The 16,620-nt window shown below is 44.3% G+C and carries 17 protein-coding genes and 1 pseudogene; 4 read left to right on the top strand and 14 right to left on the bottom strand.

Annotation, left to right across the window (positions count from 1 at the left end; translation table 11 throughout):
* Positions 1 to 40 precede the first annotated feature (40 nt).
* The 3 genes and pseudogenes from AC1YY3_RS04245 to AC1YY3_RS04235 all read left to right on the top strand — a co-directional run.
* Positions 41 to 577 (top strand): annotated as a pseudogene (locus AC1YY3_RS04245) (choice-of-anchor D domain-containing protein); the annotation flags it as partial.
* Positions 575 to 1,012: an Ig-like domain-containing protein gene (locus tag AC1YY3_RS04240; protein ID WP_482194333.1), complete on the top strand. Its 438-nt coding sequence runs from the start codon at positions 575 to 577 to the stop codon at positions 1,010 to 1,012. The pseudogene AC1YY3_RS04245 and the gene AC1YY3_RS04240, both read left to right, overlap by 3 nt.
* Positions 1,013 to 1,407: 395 nt before the next feature.
* On the top strand, positions 1,408 to 2,262 hold the full coding sequence (locus AC1YY3_RS04235; protein ID WP_481824569.1) for a hypothetical protein: 855 nt from the start codon (positions 1,408 to 1,410) through the stop codon (positions 2,260 to 2,262).
* 41 nt (positions 2,263 to 2,303) lie between these two features.
* Here the strand turns inward: AC1YY3_RS04235 and AC1YY3_RS04230 are convergent, their stop codons facing one another.
* Both AC1YY3_RS04230 and mtaB read right to left on the bottom strand, forming a co-directional pair.
* Positions 2,304 to 2,915, bottom strand: a complete 612-nt coding sequence (locus tag AC1YY3_RS04230; RefSeq protein ID WP_481824568.1) for a glutathione S-transferase — start codon at positions 2,913 to 2,915, stop codon at positions 2,304 to 2,306.
* 63 nt (positions 2,916 to 2,978) lie between these two features.
* Positions 2,979 to 4,271: a tRNA (N(6)-L-threonylcarbamoyladenosine(37)-C(2))-methylthiotransferase MtaB gene (gene mtaB, locus AC1YY3_RS04225; RefSeq protein WP_481824567.1), complete on the bottom strand. Its 1,293-nt coding sequence runs from the start codon at positions 4,269 to 4,271 to the stop codon at positions 2,979 to 2,981.
* Between mtaB and AC1YY3_RS04220 the strand changes: the two genes are divergently transcribed.
* Positions 4,250 to 4,549, top strand: a complete 300-nt coding sequence (locus AC1YY3_RS04220; protein WP_481824571.1) for a hypothetical protein — start codon at positions 4,250 to 4,252, stop codon at positions 4,547 to 4,549. The two genes, mtaB and AC1YY3_RS04220, sit on opposite strands and share 22 nt — an antisense overlap.
* A 56-nt stretch (positions 4,550 to 4,605) precedes the next feature.
* Here AC1YY3_RS04220 and AC1YY3_RS04215 read toward each other — a convergent pair whose 3' ends face one another.
* The 12 genes from AC1YY3_RS04215 to secF form a co-directional block, all read right to left on the bottom strand.
* A complete protein-coding gene (locus tag AC1YY3_RS04215; RefSeq protein WP_481824566.1) occupies positions 4,606 to 5,442 on the bottom strand; it encodes an HNH endonuclease in 837 nt (278 codons plus the stop codon).
* A gap of 11 nt (positions 5,443 to 5,453) precedes the next feature.
* On the bottom strand, positions 5,454 to 6,458 hold the full coding sequence (locus AC1YY3_RS04210; protein WP_481824565.1) for a DNA cytosine methyltransferase: 1,005 nt from the start codon (positions 6,456 to 6,458) through the stop codon (positions 5,454 to 5,456).
* 154 nt (positions 6,459 to 6,612) lie between these two features.
* Positions 6,613 to 7,842, bottom strand: coding sequence for a nucleoside recognition domain-containing protein (locus AC1YY3_RS04205; protein ID WP_481824564.1), 1,230 nt, complete (start codon positions 7,840 to 7,842; stop codon positions 6,613 to 6,615).
* A 294-nt stretch (positions 7,843 to 8,136) separates the two neighbouring features.
* On the bottom strand, positions 8,137 to 8,631 hold the full coding sequence (gene tpx, locus AC1YY3_RS04200; RefSeq protein ID WP_481824563.1) for a thiol peroxidase: 495 nt from the start codon (positions 8,629 to 8,631) through the stop codon (positions 8,137 to 8,139).
* Between the two features lie 42 nt (positions 8,632 to 8,673).
* Positions 8,674 to 10,065 carry a ribosome biogenesis GTPase Der gene (der, locus tag AC1YY3_RS04195; RefSeq protein WP_481824562.1) on the bottom strand — a complete coding sequence of 464 codons (1,392 nt, stop codon included), beginning with the start codon at positions 10,063 to 10,065 and terminating at the stop codon, positions 8,674 to 8,676.
* Position 10,066: 1 nt separating this feature from the next.
* Complete coding sequence (gene bamB / locus AC1YY3_RS04190) at positions 10,067 to 11,287, bottom strand: outer membrane protein assembly factor BamB (RefSeq protein ID WP_481824561.1); 1,221 nt, start codon at positions 11,285 to 11,287, stop codon at positions 10,067 to 10,069.
* Positions 11,287 to 11,934 (bottom strand): YfgM family protein, encoded by a 648-nt coding sequence (locus tag AC1YY3_RS04185; RefSeq protein ID WP_481824560.1) that lies wholly within the window; start codon positions 11,932 to 11,934, stop codon positions 11,287 to 11,289. Before AC1YY3_RS04185 ends, bamB begins: the two co-directional genes overlap by 1 nt.
* A gap of 84 nt (positions 11,935 to 12,018) precedes the next feature.
* Positions 12,019 to 13,302, bottom strand: a complete 1,284-nt coding sequence (gene hisS / locus AC1YY3_RS04180; RefSeq protein WP_481824559.1) for a histidine--tRNA ligase — start codon at positions 13,300 to 13,302, stop codon at positions 12,019 to 12,021.
* Between the two features lie 15 nt (positions 13,303 to 13,317).
* Entirely contained in the window at positions 13,318 to 14,073 is a 756-nt protein-coding gene (gene pilW / locus AC1YY3_RS04175) for a type IV pilus biogenesis/stability protein PilW (protein WP_481824558.1), read from the bottom strand.
* A complete protein-coding gene (rlmN, locus tag AC1YY3_RS04170) occupies positions 14,063 to 15,175 on the bottom strand; it encodes a dual-specificity RNA methyltransferase RlmN (protein ID WP_481824557.1) in 1,113 nt (370 codons plus the stop codon). Before rlmN ends, pilW begins: the two co-directional genes overlap by 11 nt.
* Positions 15,150 to 15,581 (bottom strand): nucleoside-diphosphate kinase, encoded by a 432-nt coding sequence (ndk, locus tag AC1YY3_RS04165; protein WP_481824556.1) that lies wholly within the window; start codon positions 15,579 to 15,581, stop codon positions 15,150 to 15,152. Before ndk ends, rlmN begins: the two co-directional genes overlap by 26 nt.
* A gap of 77 nt (positions 15,582 to 15,658) precedes the next feature.
* Positions 15,659 to 16,591: a protein translocase subunit SecF gene (secF, locus tag AC1YY3_RS04160; RefSeq protein WP_481824555.1), complete on the bottom strand. Its 933-nt coding sequence runs from the start codon at positions 16,589 to 16,591 to the stop codon at positions 15,659 to 15,661.
* Positions 16,592 to 16,620 lie beyond the last annotated feature (29 nt).

Genomic DNA, 16,620 nt, shown 5'->3' with positions numbered 1-16,620 from the left:
AGTGTCCGGTTTTACTTGACCATTACATACTGCCAACCTCCTTGTCTCAAGCATTTCTATAACTGGCATTGATGCTGGAGCTTTCTCCATTGCTCCAACTACCTGTGGAACAATCACACCTGCTGGCGAATGTAACATCACTGTGACGTTCACACCAACCACGGCTGGATCTCAAACGGCCTTACTCGTTATCAACCACAATGCAGATGGGGGCATTTCGACTGTCGATTTAAGCGGCGGACCTGGCACAGGTGGCACAGGTGGCACAGGTACTGGAGCGACCCCGTTGGTAGCAGTGTCAACTACTTCAATGGCTTTCGCTTCAGTGAATACTGGTGGAGCTGCTGTTACGAAGCCTGTCATAGTTAAAAACACCGGAACTGCCGAACTTGTTGTCTCAAATGTAACAGTGACGGGCGATAATGCCTTCTTGGTATCGGCTAATACTTGTGGAGCTGTAGTACCCAATGGCACTTGTTCAGTTACTATGTCATTCCTGCCTACCACTGTAGGTGCAAAAGCGGCTACGCTTGTTATAGCGCACAATGCGCCTGGAGGAAGCAGAACCATACTTATGAGCGGAACTGGTACTAGCGCAGGCACGAGTACTGGAACGGGAACAGTCGTTACTGGGACAGTGATTGGAACTGGGACAGTTACAGGCGTAGGAACTGCTCCAGGCACACAGAGCATCAATGCTAAAAAGTTGGTCATACCAACTAGCCTGAATTTCGGTAAATTGAAAGTCAAAGTTAACCATACCGTGACCGTGACTGTAACAAACCACCAAAGGGTCAAGCTTCCAGTTACCTTTGTAAACACATCGGGCAAGGTGTATACCGTTACCAGAGGCAACTGTCCTATATCTCTCAGCGTGGGCAGAAGCTGCAAGCTCAGAGTTACTTTCCGCCCGAACGTTCCTGGAAAAACCTACTCAGGAACACTGAAACTGTGGGGTAATCTCTCTAAGCAACCAATGACCATGTCTCTTACTGGGAAAGGAAAACGGTAACTTGAGAGAGGTCATTATTTGACTGACTGCGGGGTCGGTATCCAATCCGCCCCCGCATCCAGCAAACCAATCGACCCGATATAAGCGTATCAGCATTAATAACAAAATTAATTTATTTCAAATAGTTATATTAATTTTTCACCAAGAAGCCATGAAAACCAGTATGGTTGTTTTGCCTACAATAGGATCATCGAATGACCAGAATCTCGTTAACCGTAAAGAAGAAAACCGGTTAGCTGTTACGAAGGTACAGTTTCTCCGGCGTTTCGGAAGGTATCAAACGTAAAGAATTGCATGATATGATTCATGTCAATGATATTTATAGCAAGCACTAGTGAACCGTACAAAACATTGATGACCTAAGGGTCTTAATATTGGGAATTGAGGTATTTTTTATGAAATATTTTTCATTAGCATTATTTTTAGTCGTTATTTTGGGGGCAGCTTTTTTTGCCTCTCCGTTTTTAGGTAATATCTCTGGAAGCAATAACAACGCTACTAATGCCCAGGCAGACAAAAACACTGGAATGAAACCAAAAGTACTAAGCCAAGCAGCAGAAGAAAAAAACGTAATTCCAAATGACAACAGTTTTTCCGTAGGTGGCGTAAAGGATAATCTCGACACCGCAGAAGCAATGGTTGGTAAGGGCAAAAATTATCTGTTAACTCAGGTAGACAATCGTCTAAAGCAACTTTCCCCCTTTAAAGCCAAAATAGAATTCATGGATGGTCTAGGCGATGCAGAAAGAAAAACCATGTTTTCTGAGCTTAATGCTGAAATTGAAACGTTTGTGGCATTTAAAGCTGAGATAAATAAGTGTACAACCAAACAAGACATCAAAAATGTTGCAGAAAAAATAAAGGCCGAATGGTTAAAAAGTCGGCAAAGTGTCGTAGTCGCGCAAGAGCAAATTCTTACAGCAAGGGAAAATCAACTTATTTCAGATGCTGATACCACTTCTTCTGGTATCCAAAAACGCATAGATGTTCTTAAGGCTCAAGGGAAAGACGCTAAAGCCTATGAGAAACTACTTTCTGCTTACAATAAAAAGGTTGCTTCAGCAAAGCAGGATGTGGAATCTGCAAATGATAAGGCTAATGCAATTGCCAGTGCCTCTACAGATGCGGAAAAAGAAAAGCTAATTAAAGAAAAAGCCCTTTTATTGAAGAGTTCGCAAGAAAACATAAGGGATGCTTACAAAACATTAACGGAAGAAGCCCACAAGGATTTTTCACGAAAGTTCAAATAACACCAATCTCAATAAGTGAGGGGGACGCGAAAACTTAACTGTCAATATTGCTTAGGATGTTTACTCATCACAGTTAAAAATAATTCCGATGCTAACAAAGCATCTAACCAGTTAATAAGCTGCCGAAAACCCGAAGCTTGAAACCACAAGTTATCAACCGCAGCAAACTGCCTGATAAAAGGAAAAATAGCGGCATCCACTCTTGAAAAATGTCTGCCGCCTAAATAGGCATTTTGGCTAAGTTTTTTTTCCAACACCACCAAAAATTTTTCGCCCTCTTTCCTATAATAACTTTCTGAAAATTCGGGGTAGCGGTCGGCGTATTTGTAGCGATCCAGGTAAGTTTTAAAGTCGCCATCGTTCCACTCGATTAGCGTTTCCGATTCTTCTCCTGTATCCAGCCAGTGTTCGGGATCATGTTGCGCCAATGCCCAGTCCATGATGTTCAGACTTTCATCGATCACCTTACCATCGGGCAATTGCAACACTGGTACTGTGCCTTTAGGAGAAATCACCAGCATTTGCTCAGGCTTATGCTTTAACTGAACTTCCCTTATTTCGACCGAAATACCTGCATACGCGATTGCTAATCTTGCCCTGATTGCATAAGGGCAGCGGCGGAAGCTGTATAAGATGGGTAAAGCGTTTGTCATTCTGTAATGTAAGTTAAACCGAAGCAACCTGCTTCTACAGCAACGATTAGGTTATCCTAGCAACTAGTCTTCAGTTAATTCCGCCAAAATAAAGGAATCGTTAATGGCTTTTAAGGTTGCAGGGATTGTCTTGTTTTTGAGGATCACGTCATTACTTATATCACAGCCAACTTTAAGGTAGTTGGGGGTATAGCCAAATACCCGCTGCATCTCTGTACCAACAGGTTCAGAATAACCTTCCCACAAAACAGGATATGTCATGCCCAAGTTATCCCGATATAACTTTAATCGCATGTCCTCGCCTAATTGGTGTAACTGTTGGCTGCGGTGTTTTTTTATCGGCTCTGGCACGGGATTAGACAAGGTTGCTGCTTTGGTGCCTTCCCGAGGCGAATAACTAAAAATATGGATATGTCCAAAACTGACTTGCTGAATAAACTTAATGCTTTCTTGCCATTCTTCTTCAGTCTCACCCGGAAAGCCGACGATAATGTCGGTGGTGATATTGAAGTGCGGATTGTGTTGCCTTAACCGGGCAACAATAGCGGCGAATTCCTCCGTTTTACAACGCCGCGCCATCCGCCGCAGTACGGAATCAGAGCCGCTTTGTAAAGGCAAATGTAAATGCGGCATTATCCTTGGATTTTCGAAGAGTTGGTAAAACTCATTATTCAGTTCCCACGGTTCAAGCGAACCTAGCCTGATACGCGGTACGTCGGTCTGGCTAAGAATGGCTTTGATCAGGTCGGTCAGGTTGGTCTCCAAATCGCTGCCATAACCGCCCAGATGCACGCCGGTCAGGATAATTTCGTTGATGTTCTGCTGATGTAAGGCATTAATTTCATCAACTACTTCCTGTACAGTTCGGCTCTTTTCATCGCCGCGCGCCACGGTAACAATGCAGAAGGTGCAGCGGTAACGGCAGCCGTCCTGCACTTTCACGAAAGCACGTTGCCGTCCACGGGTAAACAGGGAGATTGCCCCTGGTTCTGTAGACATGGTGGGCATGGTGTCCAGGTTAAGTTCAGACAAAGCCTTATCGACCAACTGGTCTTTATCCTTATTGCCGACCACCATATCCACGCCGAGCAAAGCTTCCGCTTCCTGCTGGTTTAACGTGGCATAGCAACCACTGACAACTAATTTTGCCGATGGGTTTTCGCGGTGGACTTTACGGATCAAATGCCGAGACTTCCTGGCGGCATCCTGGGTGACGGCGCAAGAATTGATGACGATCAGGTTGGCCGTTTCGGCTTGGCGGGTCACTTGATGACCGTATTTTTGGAAAGCCTGCGCCCAGGTTTCCAATTCGGCTTCATTTAGGCGACAACCTAATGTTTTTAAATGGACTTTCATCAAAATTCTTTAGTGTTGTAGGGCGGATTAGCCACGCAAAATCACCAGACTTCAATAGACTGCTGTTCTTTGGGCGTGGCGTAATCCGCCATTGTGCGTTTCAGAAATCAAAAGCGGCGGGTTACGGCGCACCCAACCGCAATTTGCAGCTTAAGCATGGCGGAAATATGCGCCTAACCCGCCCTACGTGCTTTTGGAAAGCCTGCGCCCAGGTTTCCAGTTCTGCTTCGTTCAGGCGGCAGCCTAATGTTTTTAAATGGATTTTCATTAAGTTATAGAATTTGTGTAAGGAATTTGCTAACCATCGGACAGTCGCTCTACGAGGCTAGACCCTTTAACAAATATCCTCAACAGAATAAAGCCTATAAAAATCTACTATTTGAAGATTTATGATGCCTGTAACTTGAGGTCTTTTGTCAACAAGACGATTAATGATTTTTCTTGTTAAATCTATGTTTGCATGATGTATTGCCCTATGACAAAAAGGGCAAAGGCTAAAAATGTTTTCTATTACATCAAGCTTTTGAACTATTTCTTTTTGCAAAGAAATTGGAATCAAATGGTGTGCCTCAAGATAAGGCAGTTTTGTATGCCTTGAATCAAAGAGGTTGTGTGACGGGTCGTATTCGCAAGTATATTTTTCAAGCTGAATTCGCTTAATAGCAAGATTTCTGTCTCTTGCAAAGACATCACGGGCTTTTAAGTTAGTAATTTTAATTTCATCAAGCTCAGCAAGTGAATCCTGGTAAATTTCCTCGCTTTCATCATAAATAATAATTGAGTTTTCGTTTCGCCAATCTGCTTCAGGCATACTGCCAATCCATAAATCACCATTTTTTATAAACATAAACCAGACGAAATTCGGCTCTGGCTTAAAACCAGCAGTTGACGATAGATAAAGGCGCAGTTCGGTTTTATTTGGCTTTGGAAAAACAAGATTTAGGGTAATACTTTTTCCTTGCGGAGACAGCTTAAAGTTTTTGCCTGACTTTGCCTTATCAGAGGCTACATTCCCTATATTTATATTTTCTCTGCCAAAAAAGTTAAGCAACAATTCTGCTTCCGAATCTGTTGCTGTTATTTGGGAATCGAAATGTTCCCTTTCAGTGACTATTGAATATGAACCTTCATCTGAGCCAAACTTAATCTTTTGACTTATTCCAAATTTCATTTTTATAGTTTCTATAAATAAGCTTCTATTTTATCCGCAATTTTTTTAACAACGGGAAGTGCTACTGAGTTGCCAAACTGTTTATAGGCTGCGGTTTTGGCAACAGGTATGAGGAAGTTCTCAGGAAAACCTTGCAGTCGTGCACACTCACGGGGAGTTAGCATTCTCGGATTTTTACCTTCCTGGGGAATCAGACATTCCTTTCCGTCCTTCCCATATCGAGCGACCAAGGTGTTTGCGGGTTTGTTTATGTCAACACAAAATGCTGTAAAACCAGTTCCTCTTTCAAGATTCGTGATTGTTCTTCTCTGATGACCAGCCCATAACCTATCGGATATTGTGTACTCTGCTTCAACTTTCTTATCAAGGATTAATTTTAATGGTTGCGGTTCACCTTCGAAGGTGGGGAATTCAAATTTTTCAGATGTGTCTCTCAAACAAACAATATAACATCGTACTCTTTTTTGAGGGACAACGCATTCAGCATTTATTAACTGATAGTTGAATGAATACCCCAACTTAAGCATTGTTTTTTGTATTACGCTGAAAGTTTTACCTTTATCATGGTTAACAAGATTTTTTACATTTTCTAAAAAGACAATCTTAGGACGCTTTTCAGCGACTATACGGGCTATGTCAAAAAAAAGTGTTCCCTGAATTTCGCAATCAAAGCCATGCGCTGTGTTCAGTGCGTTTCTTGCGGATACACCGGCAAGGCTGAAAGGCTGGCAAGGGAAACCGCCACAAAGCACATCATGTTCAGGAATATCTTTTTCCGAAATTGGTCGTATGTCACCTTCTGGAACTTCGCCAAAATTTGTTTCATAGGTTATTTGGGCAAATTTATCCCATTCGCTTGAAAATTGGCATACTCCGCCAATTGACTGCATTGCAAGCCTAAAGCCGCCAATGCCAGCAAATAAATCTATAAATTTAAATTTTTGTATCGAAGGGGGCGGGAAAGGACGTTCGTCCAATTGCTTAGCGCTTTGAGCTAAAATTCTTGTAATTGCCACAAAAGTCACTCATTAAAAATTTATTTTAGATGCCCGATTTTACCCTAACTTTTAAGAAGTCTTGTACAGTTTATTTAGTTCATCGGATAAACCGAGGCAAAACGCGTTCACGAGTTCATCCCAACGTATTGTCGAAGGATGAACGATCATTTGCTTAACCAAAAAACCAATAAGCCACAAAAATGGCGGCGATTATGCCGCCAAAGTCGGCTATTATCCCACAAGTAGCGGCATGGCGAATATGCTTGATCCCCACCGACCCAAAGTAAATCGCCAGCACGTAAAAAGTGGTTTCGGTGCTGCCTTGCACTATGGACGACAGCCTACCGGCAAACGAATCCGCACCGTGGGTTTTCATGGTGTCGATCATCATCGCTCTGGCTCCACTGCCGCTAAAAGGCTTCATGAGTGCCGTCGGTAAGGCATCGACAAAGCGGTCATCCATGTTGAACTTATGTACGATAGAACGTGCGCCGTCCGCCAACAAATCCAATGCACCGCTCGCCCGAAACACGCCGATTGCCACCAACATGGCAACCAAATACGGGATGATCGTAATCGCCGTCTGGAAACCTTCTTTCGCGCCGTCAATAAAGGCATCGTAGGCATTCACTTTTTTGTAAATGGCACCACAAATAAAGGTGATGACTAACGAAAACAAAATGACATTGCTCATCAAGGCGGATTGCGCCAGCATTTCTTGCTGAGGCAAATGGGTAAAATATGCGAGCAAGCCGCCTACAATCAAGGAAAATCCGGCCAGATAAGCCATGACGACCTTATCCAGCAAATTGATTTTTTGCACCCAAGCCACAGCCAATAAGCCTGTTAATGTAGACATATAAGTGGCAATCAAAATCGGGATGAAGACATCGCTAGGGTTGGCTGCACCCAACTGGGCGCGGTAAGTCAAAATCGTTACCGGAAATAAGGTCACACCCGCCGTGTTGATGACCAAGAACAGGATTTGGGCATTGCTGGCGGTATCGGGGCTAGGGTTTAGCGTCTGTAATTCTTTCATCGCCTTAATGCCTAAAGGCGTGGCGGCATTGTCTAAGCCGAGTATATTGGCGGAAATATTCATGACAATTGCGCCTAAAGCAGGATGACCTTTCGGGACATCGGGCATCAATTTACTGAACAAAGGCGTAAGAAATTGGGTTAATAACTGGATGAAGCCACTGCGTTCGCCGATTTGCATAATGCCTAACCACAAGGACAGAACGCCCGTTAAACCTAATGAAATTTCAAATGCAGCTTTGGCTTGACTGAACAAGGCTTCCATCAATAAGCCAAAGACTTGCTGATCGCCAAAAAAAACCAGTTTGATTAAGGCAGTGCAAAATGCGGCGAGGAAGAAGGTAATCCAGATGATATTTAGCACGATAAGCAATCGGTTGGCAGACAGTCTGCCTATTTTAGTGCTTAACGCTTTTTATTGGGTTGTTTTGTACGAAAAAAAGCCTTCCCGTCCGTTGGGTCGGCTTTCGAGTAGCTTACTAACAAAGAGGGAATTAAAAAAACTCCCAGGTGAATTGTGGCATAGGCTTGAATTCGTTTTTGTGAATCAGCTCACATTTTGGAATTTGGCATTCACATGAAATGCTATTTTTGTGACGCAGTTCACATTTTTGATCTAATTACCCTCTTCGTCTTGCCGTATCTCAGTCTGAAAATATTATAAAGCCGCTAAAGCACTATCGTAGTCTGGCTCGTTGGCGAGCTCATCGACCAGTTGTGTGTACAGCACTTTATCGTCTTCGCCGAGGATGACAATAGCGCGAGCGGTTAATCCAGCGAGAATGGTATCCGTTAAAGTGACACCGTAATCGTCTGAAAAGCTGGAACGGAAGGTGGATAATGGAATAACGTCGGTTAAGCCTTCTGTTTCACAAAAACGGCATTGAGCGAAGGGCAAATCGGCAGATACGACCAGTACGACAGTGTTATCCAGCTTGCTCGCTTTTTCATTGAATTTGCGGGTGGACATTGCACAAGTCGGTGTATCCAGGCTAGGGACGATATTCAGAACTTTCTTTTTGCCAGCATACGTGGCTAAGGTAACATCTGCCAATTTGCCGTTAACCAGCGTGAAATCCGGTGCTTTGCTACCGACTGAGGGTAATTCACCTGACGTATGAAGCGGATTGCCCTGAAATTTAATGCTAGCCATGATGTATCCCTCTTAGGTTAAAAGACTGTTTTGCCGATTAGCTTATTGCTTGGTTTTCATTCGTCTAACTAAGCGTTTGCGTTTTTCTACTTGCTTATCACTGAGTTTATTTTTTTGTCCGTGGAATGGATTGATTGGCGATTTAAACTCCAAACGTATCGGCGTGCCGGACAAATGCAATTTAGTTCGGTAATAATTGGTCAGATAGCGCTTGTAAGAAAGCGGCAATGCGTCGGTTTGTATGCCGTGGATAATGACTACAGGTGGATTGCGTCCACCTTGATGCGCGTACTTCAATTTAATGCGGCGAGTGCCAACTAAAGGCGGCTGATGCGCCTCAGTGGCTTCTTTGAGGATTCGGGTCAGTAGCGGCGTTCCCATATTGACCATCGCTGATTCGTACAAGGTGTGGACGACATCAAACAATTTGCCTACGCCGCTACCATGCAATGCCGAGATAGGGTGTTTTTCAGCAAATTCTAGGAAGGAGAGTTTTAAGTCAAGTTGCCGTTGTATCGTGGTTTTTTGGTTGACACTTAATCCGTCCCACTTATTCAATCCGATAATCAACGCCCTACCCGCTTCCAATACCAAGCCCAGTAAATGCGCGTCTTGGTCGGTAATACCTTCGCTGGCATCAATCAAAAAAATGACGACATGCGATTTTTCAATCGCTTGCAAAGATTTGATAATGCTAAATTTTTCGATTACTTCAGAAACCCTGGCACGGCGGCGCATACCTGCGGTATCCACCAGAGTAAATTTTTTACCGTTACGCTCAAACGGAATATAAATGCTGTCACGGGTAGTGCCAGGCTCATCAAATACGATAACCCGTTCTTCACCTAATAAGCGATTGACCAAGGTTGATTTGCCCACATTGGGTCTACCGACAACAGCAATGCCTATACCACCTTGATTTTCATCAACGGCTTCAACATCGGGCGGCAATAGCTCATTTGCCCTTTCCAACAATTCGGGGATACCGCGTCCGTGTGCTGCCGAACAAGCAATCGGCTCACCCAACGCTAAGGAATAAAAATCAGCCATGACTATACTGGCATCGAGACCGTCAATTTTGTTAGTCACTAAAATTACGGGCTTGGCGAGTTTCCGCAAAGTCTCGGCAATGACTTTATCTGATGCGCTTAAGCCTTCACGCGCATCGACCATAAAAAATACGATGTCGGCTTCTTCCAGCGCGATTTGCACCTGCTTACGTGCGAGGCTTTCTATACCTGCGGCATCATCCGCGATACCGCCAGTATCGACGATCAGACAAGGTCTGTTGCCGTGTTTTAGACGACCATATTGTCTGTCCCGCGTTAGTCCAGGAAAATCGGCGACTAGCGCTTCTCTGGTGCGGGTTAAGTAATTGAATAAAGTCGATTTTCCCACATTGGGACGGCCTACTAAGGCGATGACTGGTAACATACTACTGGGCTTTTAGGGCGGCTAAGGTACCGTCTTTGGCATAAATATAAACGGTATCACCGACCACAACAGGCTTGGCATCAATGGCATCACCCGCTACTTGCACACGGGCAAGCTGACGGCCATCGGTGCTGCTTAACCAATGGACGTAGCCTTCAATATCACCGACCACAACATTACCTTGGTAAGCGACGGGGGATGTCAGTTTTCGTCCGTGCAAATCTTTTTGCTCCCACAAAGACGAGCCAGTACGCTTATCCAGTTGTAGCACATGTCCGGCTGAATTGGAAATATACAGGTATTGCTCATCTTGACTTAAGCCAGTATGCGAGGAAACGGCTTCATTGCGCCACAATACATCGCCGTCCAAAATCGAAACAGCAGCAGTACCGCCGTTATAACTTGCGGTATAGATAACTCCCCGAGATTCGATGGGATCAACGTCAATATCGACTAAACGCTCAACCTCTGACCGACCTTTTGGGATGGTAACACTGGATTCCCAGACATATTTGCCGTCTTCCAAGCGCAACGCCATTAATTTGCCGTTGTCGTAACCTTCTATAATGGTGTCTTCAATGATTAACGGCGCACCCGTACCGCGCACCGTTAAGGCTGGCACGTTGTGTTCGTAGCTCCAGACTTTTTGCCCGGTCTTTTCATTCAGTGCAATCACCGAGCCATCGGTAGTGCGTAATATAACGATGCCACCCGAAATTACGGGAACAGATAATACCTCACTGGATACCGTGGTCTTCCAAAGTTGCGTTCCGTTATCAATATTCAATGCGATAACTTCCGCATCATTAGTACCTATGATTACCGTTGTAGCACCTACCCCTGGTCCACCGGAAAAATGCACTTGGTCTTCATTTTGGTCTTCAATTTCCGCTTCCCAGGCCAGCTTACCTGTACTCAAATCCCTGGCTTGCACCAGTCCATCCCTATCCGCAGCAAAAATCCTGCCACTTGCGATAGCGGGAACTAACTTTAAGGTTTGTTCATCCGTACCCACGCCCACGCTTTCTTTCCAAAGCACTTCGGCTTGAATTTCCGGCGTATATTCGACCAGCACATTGGGCGGATCGGCATTGTCAGCACCACCCGTAAAATAATCCTTGATGCCGGACATGGACTCACTCGCCCAATCCATAGCGGAACAACCCGACAAGGTCAGGAGGATTAGTAAGGACAGAATGATTAAACGAGGGAAAAAATGCATTATTTTTTAATTTCGACTTTTTCTGGTGATGTCAGATCGTTGATTTTAAGTTGCAACAACGGCGATTGATAACCATTTTTTAGGGCTTTTTGGTACGCGGTACGGGCTTCATCCAAACGGTCTAATGCCACATATAAATCCCCTACTAATTCATCGTAGTTATCGGAAAATTTTGCTGCCGCCGCTTGGTCGACATCGTTAATAACTTGCAAGCCTTGCTCGTATTCACCGCTTGCCAGCATTAGTTTGACCAATCTGATTTTGGCGATATGGCTTAATTCCTTATCTTTGCCAGCAGCAATTTTTTTCAGGATTTCTTTGGCAGCGGCAATATCACCCTGCTGAACCTTGACTTTCGCCTGAAACAAACCGCCATAAGCCGCATAATTACTGTTTACAAACTGCTCTTGTAAGCGTTTAGCCAGTTTATCTACCGACTCTTTTTGATCGGTTTCAGCGGCTTTAAGTAATTGGTCATAAACTGCCGAAGCCTGGTTTGCTTGGTCTTGCTTGTGTTCACGCCAGTAGTTCCAACCAACAATAATGGCAATACCTATCGCTATGCCTACAACTGTTGATGTGCCGTTTTCCTTCCACCAGCCTTTTACGGCTTCAAGTTGCTCTTCTTCTGTATCGTAAATTGCCACTGCTGCTCTCTGTTTTCTAAATTACTAGGGGATTCTATCATTCATATTCTGCACAATTAACGCGCAGATTAAAAACTAATTTGCTTACTGATTTATTTGCAGTTGCTGTTGCAAAAAACTGATCGCCTGACTTTGCGGCATGGTTTGCTGGGCAAGCTCATTTCTTAAGCACTTGATGCCTACTTCGCCACGATCAACTTCGTCATCACCGAGAATAATGGCGAATTCTGCACCGACCTTGTCGGCTTTTTTAAACTGGTTTTTAAAACTGCCACCATCAGCAGATAATTGCAATTTTAGCGTTGGGAACTCGTTCCTAATCGTTTCTGCAAAACGCAGACCTTCCCGTTCTGCTTTCTCGCCTACCCGTATCATATAAGCATCAACCGATTTTGTTACGGGAAGATCATCACGCAATTCCAGCAAGGCCAATAAACGCTCCATGCCCATTGCAAAACCCACGGCATGATTCGGTTTACCTCCTAATTGTTCGATAAGACCGTCATAACGGCCGCCCGCACAAACAGTACCTTGGGAACCCAGCTCGTCAGTTACCCATTCAAAAACCGTTTTGCTGTAATAATCCAAGCCACGTACTAATCGGGTATTGATCTGATATGCCACACCTAAATCTTCCAAGGTTGTGGTGATAGCCTTAAAATGCGCCAAACTTTCAGAACCTAAGTAAGCCATCAATTCTGGGGCATTAGCAATAATGTCTTTCAGTTCAGGATTTTTGCTGTCTAAAATACGTAACGGATTGGTGTTCAACCTGCGGAGGCTGTCTTCGTCCAAGCCTTCCTTATGGTGCTGAAAATAAGCCACCAACACTTCCCGATAAGCCAAACGCTCGGCAATTGTACCCAAGGAATTCAATTGCAAGCTGACCTTATCGCGGATGCCCAGCTTTTGCCATAAGCGGTGCATCAACAGGATCAATTCCGCATCAATATCGGGCCCTGACATGCCGTAGGTTTCTACACCTAATTGGATAAATTGCCGATAACGGCCTTTCTGCGGTCTTTCATGCCGGTACATGGGGCCGTAATACCATAACCTATGGGTTTGGTGATGCAGCAAACCATGTTCTAGGCAAGCCCGCAAACATCCCGCCGTGCCTTCTGGTCTTAGCGTTAACGAGTCGCCATTGCGATCATCAAAGGTGTACATTTCTTTTTCAACAATATCGGTGACTTCGCCGATAGAGCGTTTGAATAATTCGGTTTTCTCTACAATAGGCAAGCGGATTTCGCTGTAGCCATAGCTGGACAGCACTTCTCTGATAATGCCTTCAGCATATTGCCAAAGCGCGGTTTGGTCGGGGAGTACATCGTGCATCCCACGAACTGCTTGAATATTAGAGGCCATTTAGCGGATGTTTGATTATCGGATACCAGAGACTTGTTTGGCTTCGTTTGACAGTGGAAACTTATCCAGCAACAAGTTTCGGTACTCATTAGCAAGTGACATATTACCTAATGCCTGCTCGGTTTGTATGCCCAGCCACAGGGTTTCAGCGGTATGATTGGCTTCCCCCAAATAGCGCTGCAAGTAATCTTCTGCCGCCTTGTAATCGCCCAATTGATAGCTGATTTTTTGCATTTCGAACAAAGCTGCCGAATACTGACCGTTCATATCTAACGCCTGCTTGAGTAACGTGACCGCTTGCGGACGTTGCCCCATGCCTAGATGACAACGCGCAGCATTGGTCAATGCCATCCACGGCCTGTCATTTAACAGATTAGATGTTGCCTGGGTCAGCAGCACCAAACCTCTATCGAATTGCCTACGGTCGCATAAAAACTTGCCGTAATTATTTTGTATGCCTATATCATCGGGTGATATGCTCAAAGCTGCATCATAATGCTGTTTCGCTTGGTCAAAATGATTGATTTTTTCATACAAAACAGCCAAAGCACTGTGCGCCCGTGCATTATCGGATTCTTTTTCCAACGCTTTTAGTAGATTTTCCTTAGCCAATTCCAACTTATTTAGATCCATATACCGGATACCTAGCTGTAGATAAGTATCCGTAGGCTTTCCCGCAGAGCTACTTGAAAACCAGGAACAGGCTGATAGGCTTATTGCCAGCAGCACAAAAGCACAGCGTGTCATCATATAACTGTATTTACGCAGCATGTTCAACACCCACTGTTTTTAATTTAAGATGTCTACGGCTTTTATCTGCCACTTGTCCAACCAATTGCCCACAGGCGGCATCAATATCTTCACCACGGGTTTTTCTTACCGTTGTCACAATGCCAGCATCGTTCAATAAAGTCTTAAACCGATGAATCGCATTATTACTGGAACAAGTGTAATTGGAATTGGGAAACGGATTAAAGGGTATCAAATTCAGTTTTGATGGTACGGTTTTGAGTAATTCAACCAGACCGTGTGCATCTTCGATTGAATCGTTAATACCATTTAGCATAACGTATTCAAACGTAATAGTGCGACGTGGAGCAATTTTGGCATTATCCCGACAAGCTTCCAGCAATTCTTTTAGCGGATATTTTTTGTTGATAGGGACTAACTCATCCCGCAACTCGTCAGTTACTGCGTGTAAAGATACCGCCAAGCTGACATCGCAGACTTCTGTCAATCGGTACATGGCAGGCACTACGCCCGATGTGCTGATGGTCACCCGCCGCTTGGAAATGCCGTACGCAAAGTCATCCATCATTAAATTCATGGCGGCAACGACATTATCAAAATTCAGCAGTGGCTCACCCATACCCATCATGACCACATTGGTAATCTTTTTTTCTTTACCCAAACGCTGTTGGGCAACCACAAGCTGACCGATAATTTCCGCCGTGGTCAAATTGCGGTTAAAGCCTTGTTGGGCGGTGGAGCAAAACGTACAAGCCAACGCACAACCGACTTGTGACGAGACGCATAAGGTACCTCGATTTTCTTCGGGTATAAACACCGTTTCAATCTTATTACCGCAGCCAGTCTGCACCACCCACTTACGTGTGCCGTCACTGGCGATCTTTTCCAACACGATTTCAGGTGCCGTTATATGGCAGTTTTCGCTCAGATAAGAACGCAGTGATTTGCTGAAATTGGTCATCAAATCGAAGTCAACGACATCTTCTTGATAAACCCATTTCAATAATTGGGTGGCACGGAAAGGCTTTTCACCTAATCCGACAAAGAAGACCGCTAAGCCTGCTCTGTCAAGATCCAGCAAATTCAAGGATTTTTGTTTAACGGGTGCGAGTGCAGAGTTCATTGTCTGAGAAAAAGTAAGCAATTTCCCGTTGAGCTGTTGCAACCGCATCAGAGCCATGCACAGCATTTTCGTCGATGCTGTTGGCAAAATCAGCGCGTATAGTGCCAGCCGCAGCTTCTTTTGGGTTGGTTGCACCCATGATTTCACGGTGCTTAAGGACAGCATTTTCGCCTTCCAAAACCTGCATAATGACTGGACCTGAAACCATAAACGCGACTAAATCTTTAAAAAATCCGCGCTCTTTGTGTTCGGCATAAAAGCCTTCTGCTTGCGCTTGGGTTAAATGCAACATTTTTGCGGCAACAATGTTTAAACCATTTTTTTCAAAGCGGCTATAAATCTCACCGATAACATTTTTTGCAACAGCATCCGGCTTGATGATTGAGAAAGTGCGTTCTATCGCCATGTGTTTTTGAAACTCCAATTGAACAATTAAAAATAGTATTTATTATATCTGATCCGACTATCCGAATAGCCTTTGAATTAAGGCATCCTATCTAATTCAGCACCTTCTTTGATAGGTACAATCAAATCTTCAGCACTGATCCCTAGCATCAAGGCCGCAGGGCTGGCGATAAAAATGGATGAATACGTACCGAAAACCACTCCAAATAATAAAGCTATGGAAAAGTTATGGATGACCTCTCCCCCTAAGAAAAACAGGGAAACGAGTACCAGAAATACAGTCATCGAAATCATGATGGTACGGCTTAATGTGTCATTCACCGCAATATTCATGATGTCTTCGGTAGAAGTCTTACGCATATTCCTAAAGTTCTCCCGAATCCGGTCATAAACGACGATGGTATCGTTGAGGGAATAACCGATCAGAGCAAGAATGGCCGCCAACACTGTCAGATCGAACTCCAAGGCGAATACTGAGAATACGCCCAAGGTCACGATCACATCATGAAAGGTAGCAATAATTGCACCTACTGAAAATTTCCATTCAAAACGTAATGAAATATAAATCAAAATGGCTATCGTCGAGTACAGCAAGGCCAAAAACCCATCCTCTGCAAGGTCGTCACCGACTTGCGGCCCCACAAACTCGACACGGCGCAGCTTGGCAGGTGTAGGTGTGGACGCGTTTTTGTTGATGGCTTCCAGCACTTTTGTACTCAAATCCGCACTGTTCACACCTTCTTCAAGTTTCAGGCGAATCAGGACATCTTTAGAGGTACCGAAATTCTGCACAGTCGCGTTCTTAAAACCCGAATCATCCAAGGTTTTGCGTAGTGCCGTCAAGTCAGCAGTTTGTTCATAACCGACCTCAATTAATGTTCCTCCCGTAAAATCAATGCCCATCTGCAAGCCGCGTATCGCCAGTGAGGCTATCGCTATCACCATTAGAATGCCGGAAAAGGTCATCGCAATTTTTCGGTTACCAATAAAATTTATGTGTGATTTTTTCATAATTGTTTAGTCGCTTCGGAATTATGCTA

It is taken from the genome of Methyloglobulus sp. (genome assembly GCF_964779595.1).
This window is presented reverse-complemented; position numbering and strand designations above follow the sequence as displayed.

Bases quoted from the DNA above. Each gene is read 5' to 3' on its own strand.
- AC1YY3_RS04220 (WP_481824571.1), top strand. From the start codon at position 4,250: ATGTTTTTAAATGGACTTTCATCAAAATTCTTTAGTGTTGTAGGGCGG.
- bamB (WP_481824561.1), bottom strand. From the start codon at position 11,287: ATGCATTTTTTCCCTCGTTTAATCATTCTGTCCTTACTAATCCTCCTG.
- secF (WP_481824555.1), bottom strand. From the start codon at position 16,591: ATGAAAAAATCACACATAAATTTTATTGGTAACCGAAAAATTGCGATG.
- AC1YY3_RS04230 (WP_481824568.1), bottom strand. From the start codon at position 2,915: ATGACAAACGCTTTACCCATCTTATACAGCTTCCGCCGCTGCCCTTAT.
- der (WP_481824562.1), bottom strand. From the start codon at position 10,065: ATGTTACCAGTCATCGCCTTAGTAGGCCGTCCCAATGTGGGAAAATCG.
- AC1YY3_RS04235 (WP_481824569.1), top strand. From the start codon at position 1,408: ATGAAATATTTTTCATTAGCATTATTTTTAGTCGTTATTTTGGGGGCA.
- mtaB (WP_481824567.1), bottom strand. From the start codon at position 4,271: ATGAAAGTCCATTTAAAAACATTAGGTTGTCGCCTAAATGAAGCCGAA.
- tpx (WP_481824563.1), bottom strand. From the start codon at position 8,631: ATGGCTAGCATTAAATTTCAGGGCAATCCGCTTCATACGTCAGGTGAA.
- ndk (WP_481824556.1), bottom strand. From the start codon at position 15,581: ATGGCGATAGAACGCACTTTCTCAATCATCAAGCCGGATGCTGTTGCA.
- hisS (WP_481824559.1), bottom strand. From the start codon at position 13,302: ATGGCCTCTAATATTCAAGCAGTTCGTGGGATGCACGATGTACTCCCC.
- pilW (WP_481824558.1), bottom strand. From the start codon at position 14,073: ATGCTGCGTAAATACAGTTATATGATGACACGCTGTGCTTTTGTGCTG.
- AC1YY3_RS04215 (WP_481824566.1), bottom strand. From the start codon at position 5,442: ATGAAATTTGGAATAAGTCAAAAGATTAAGTTTGGCTCAGATGAAGGT.
- AC1YY3_RS04240 (WP_482194333.1), top strand. From the start codon at position 575: ATGAGCGGAACTGGTACTAGCGCAGGCACGAGTACTGGAACGGGAACA.
- rlmN (WP_481824557.1), bottom strand. From the start codon at position 15,175: ATGAACTCTGCACTCGCACCCGTTAAACAAAAATCCTTGAATTTGCTG.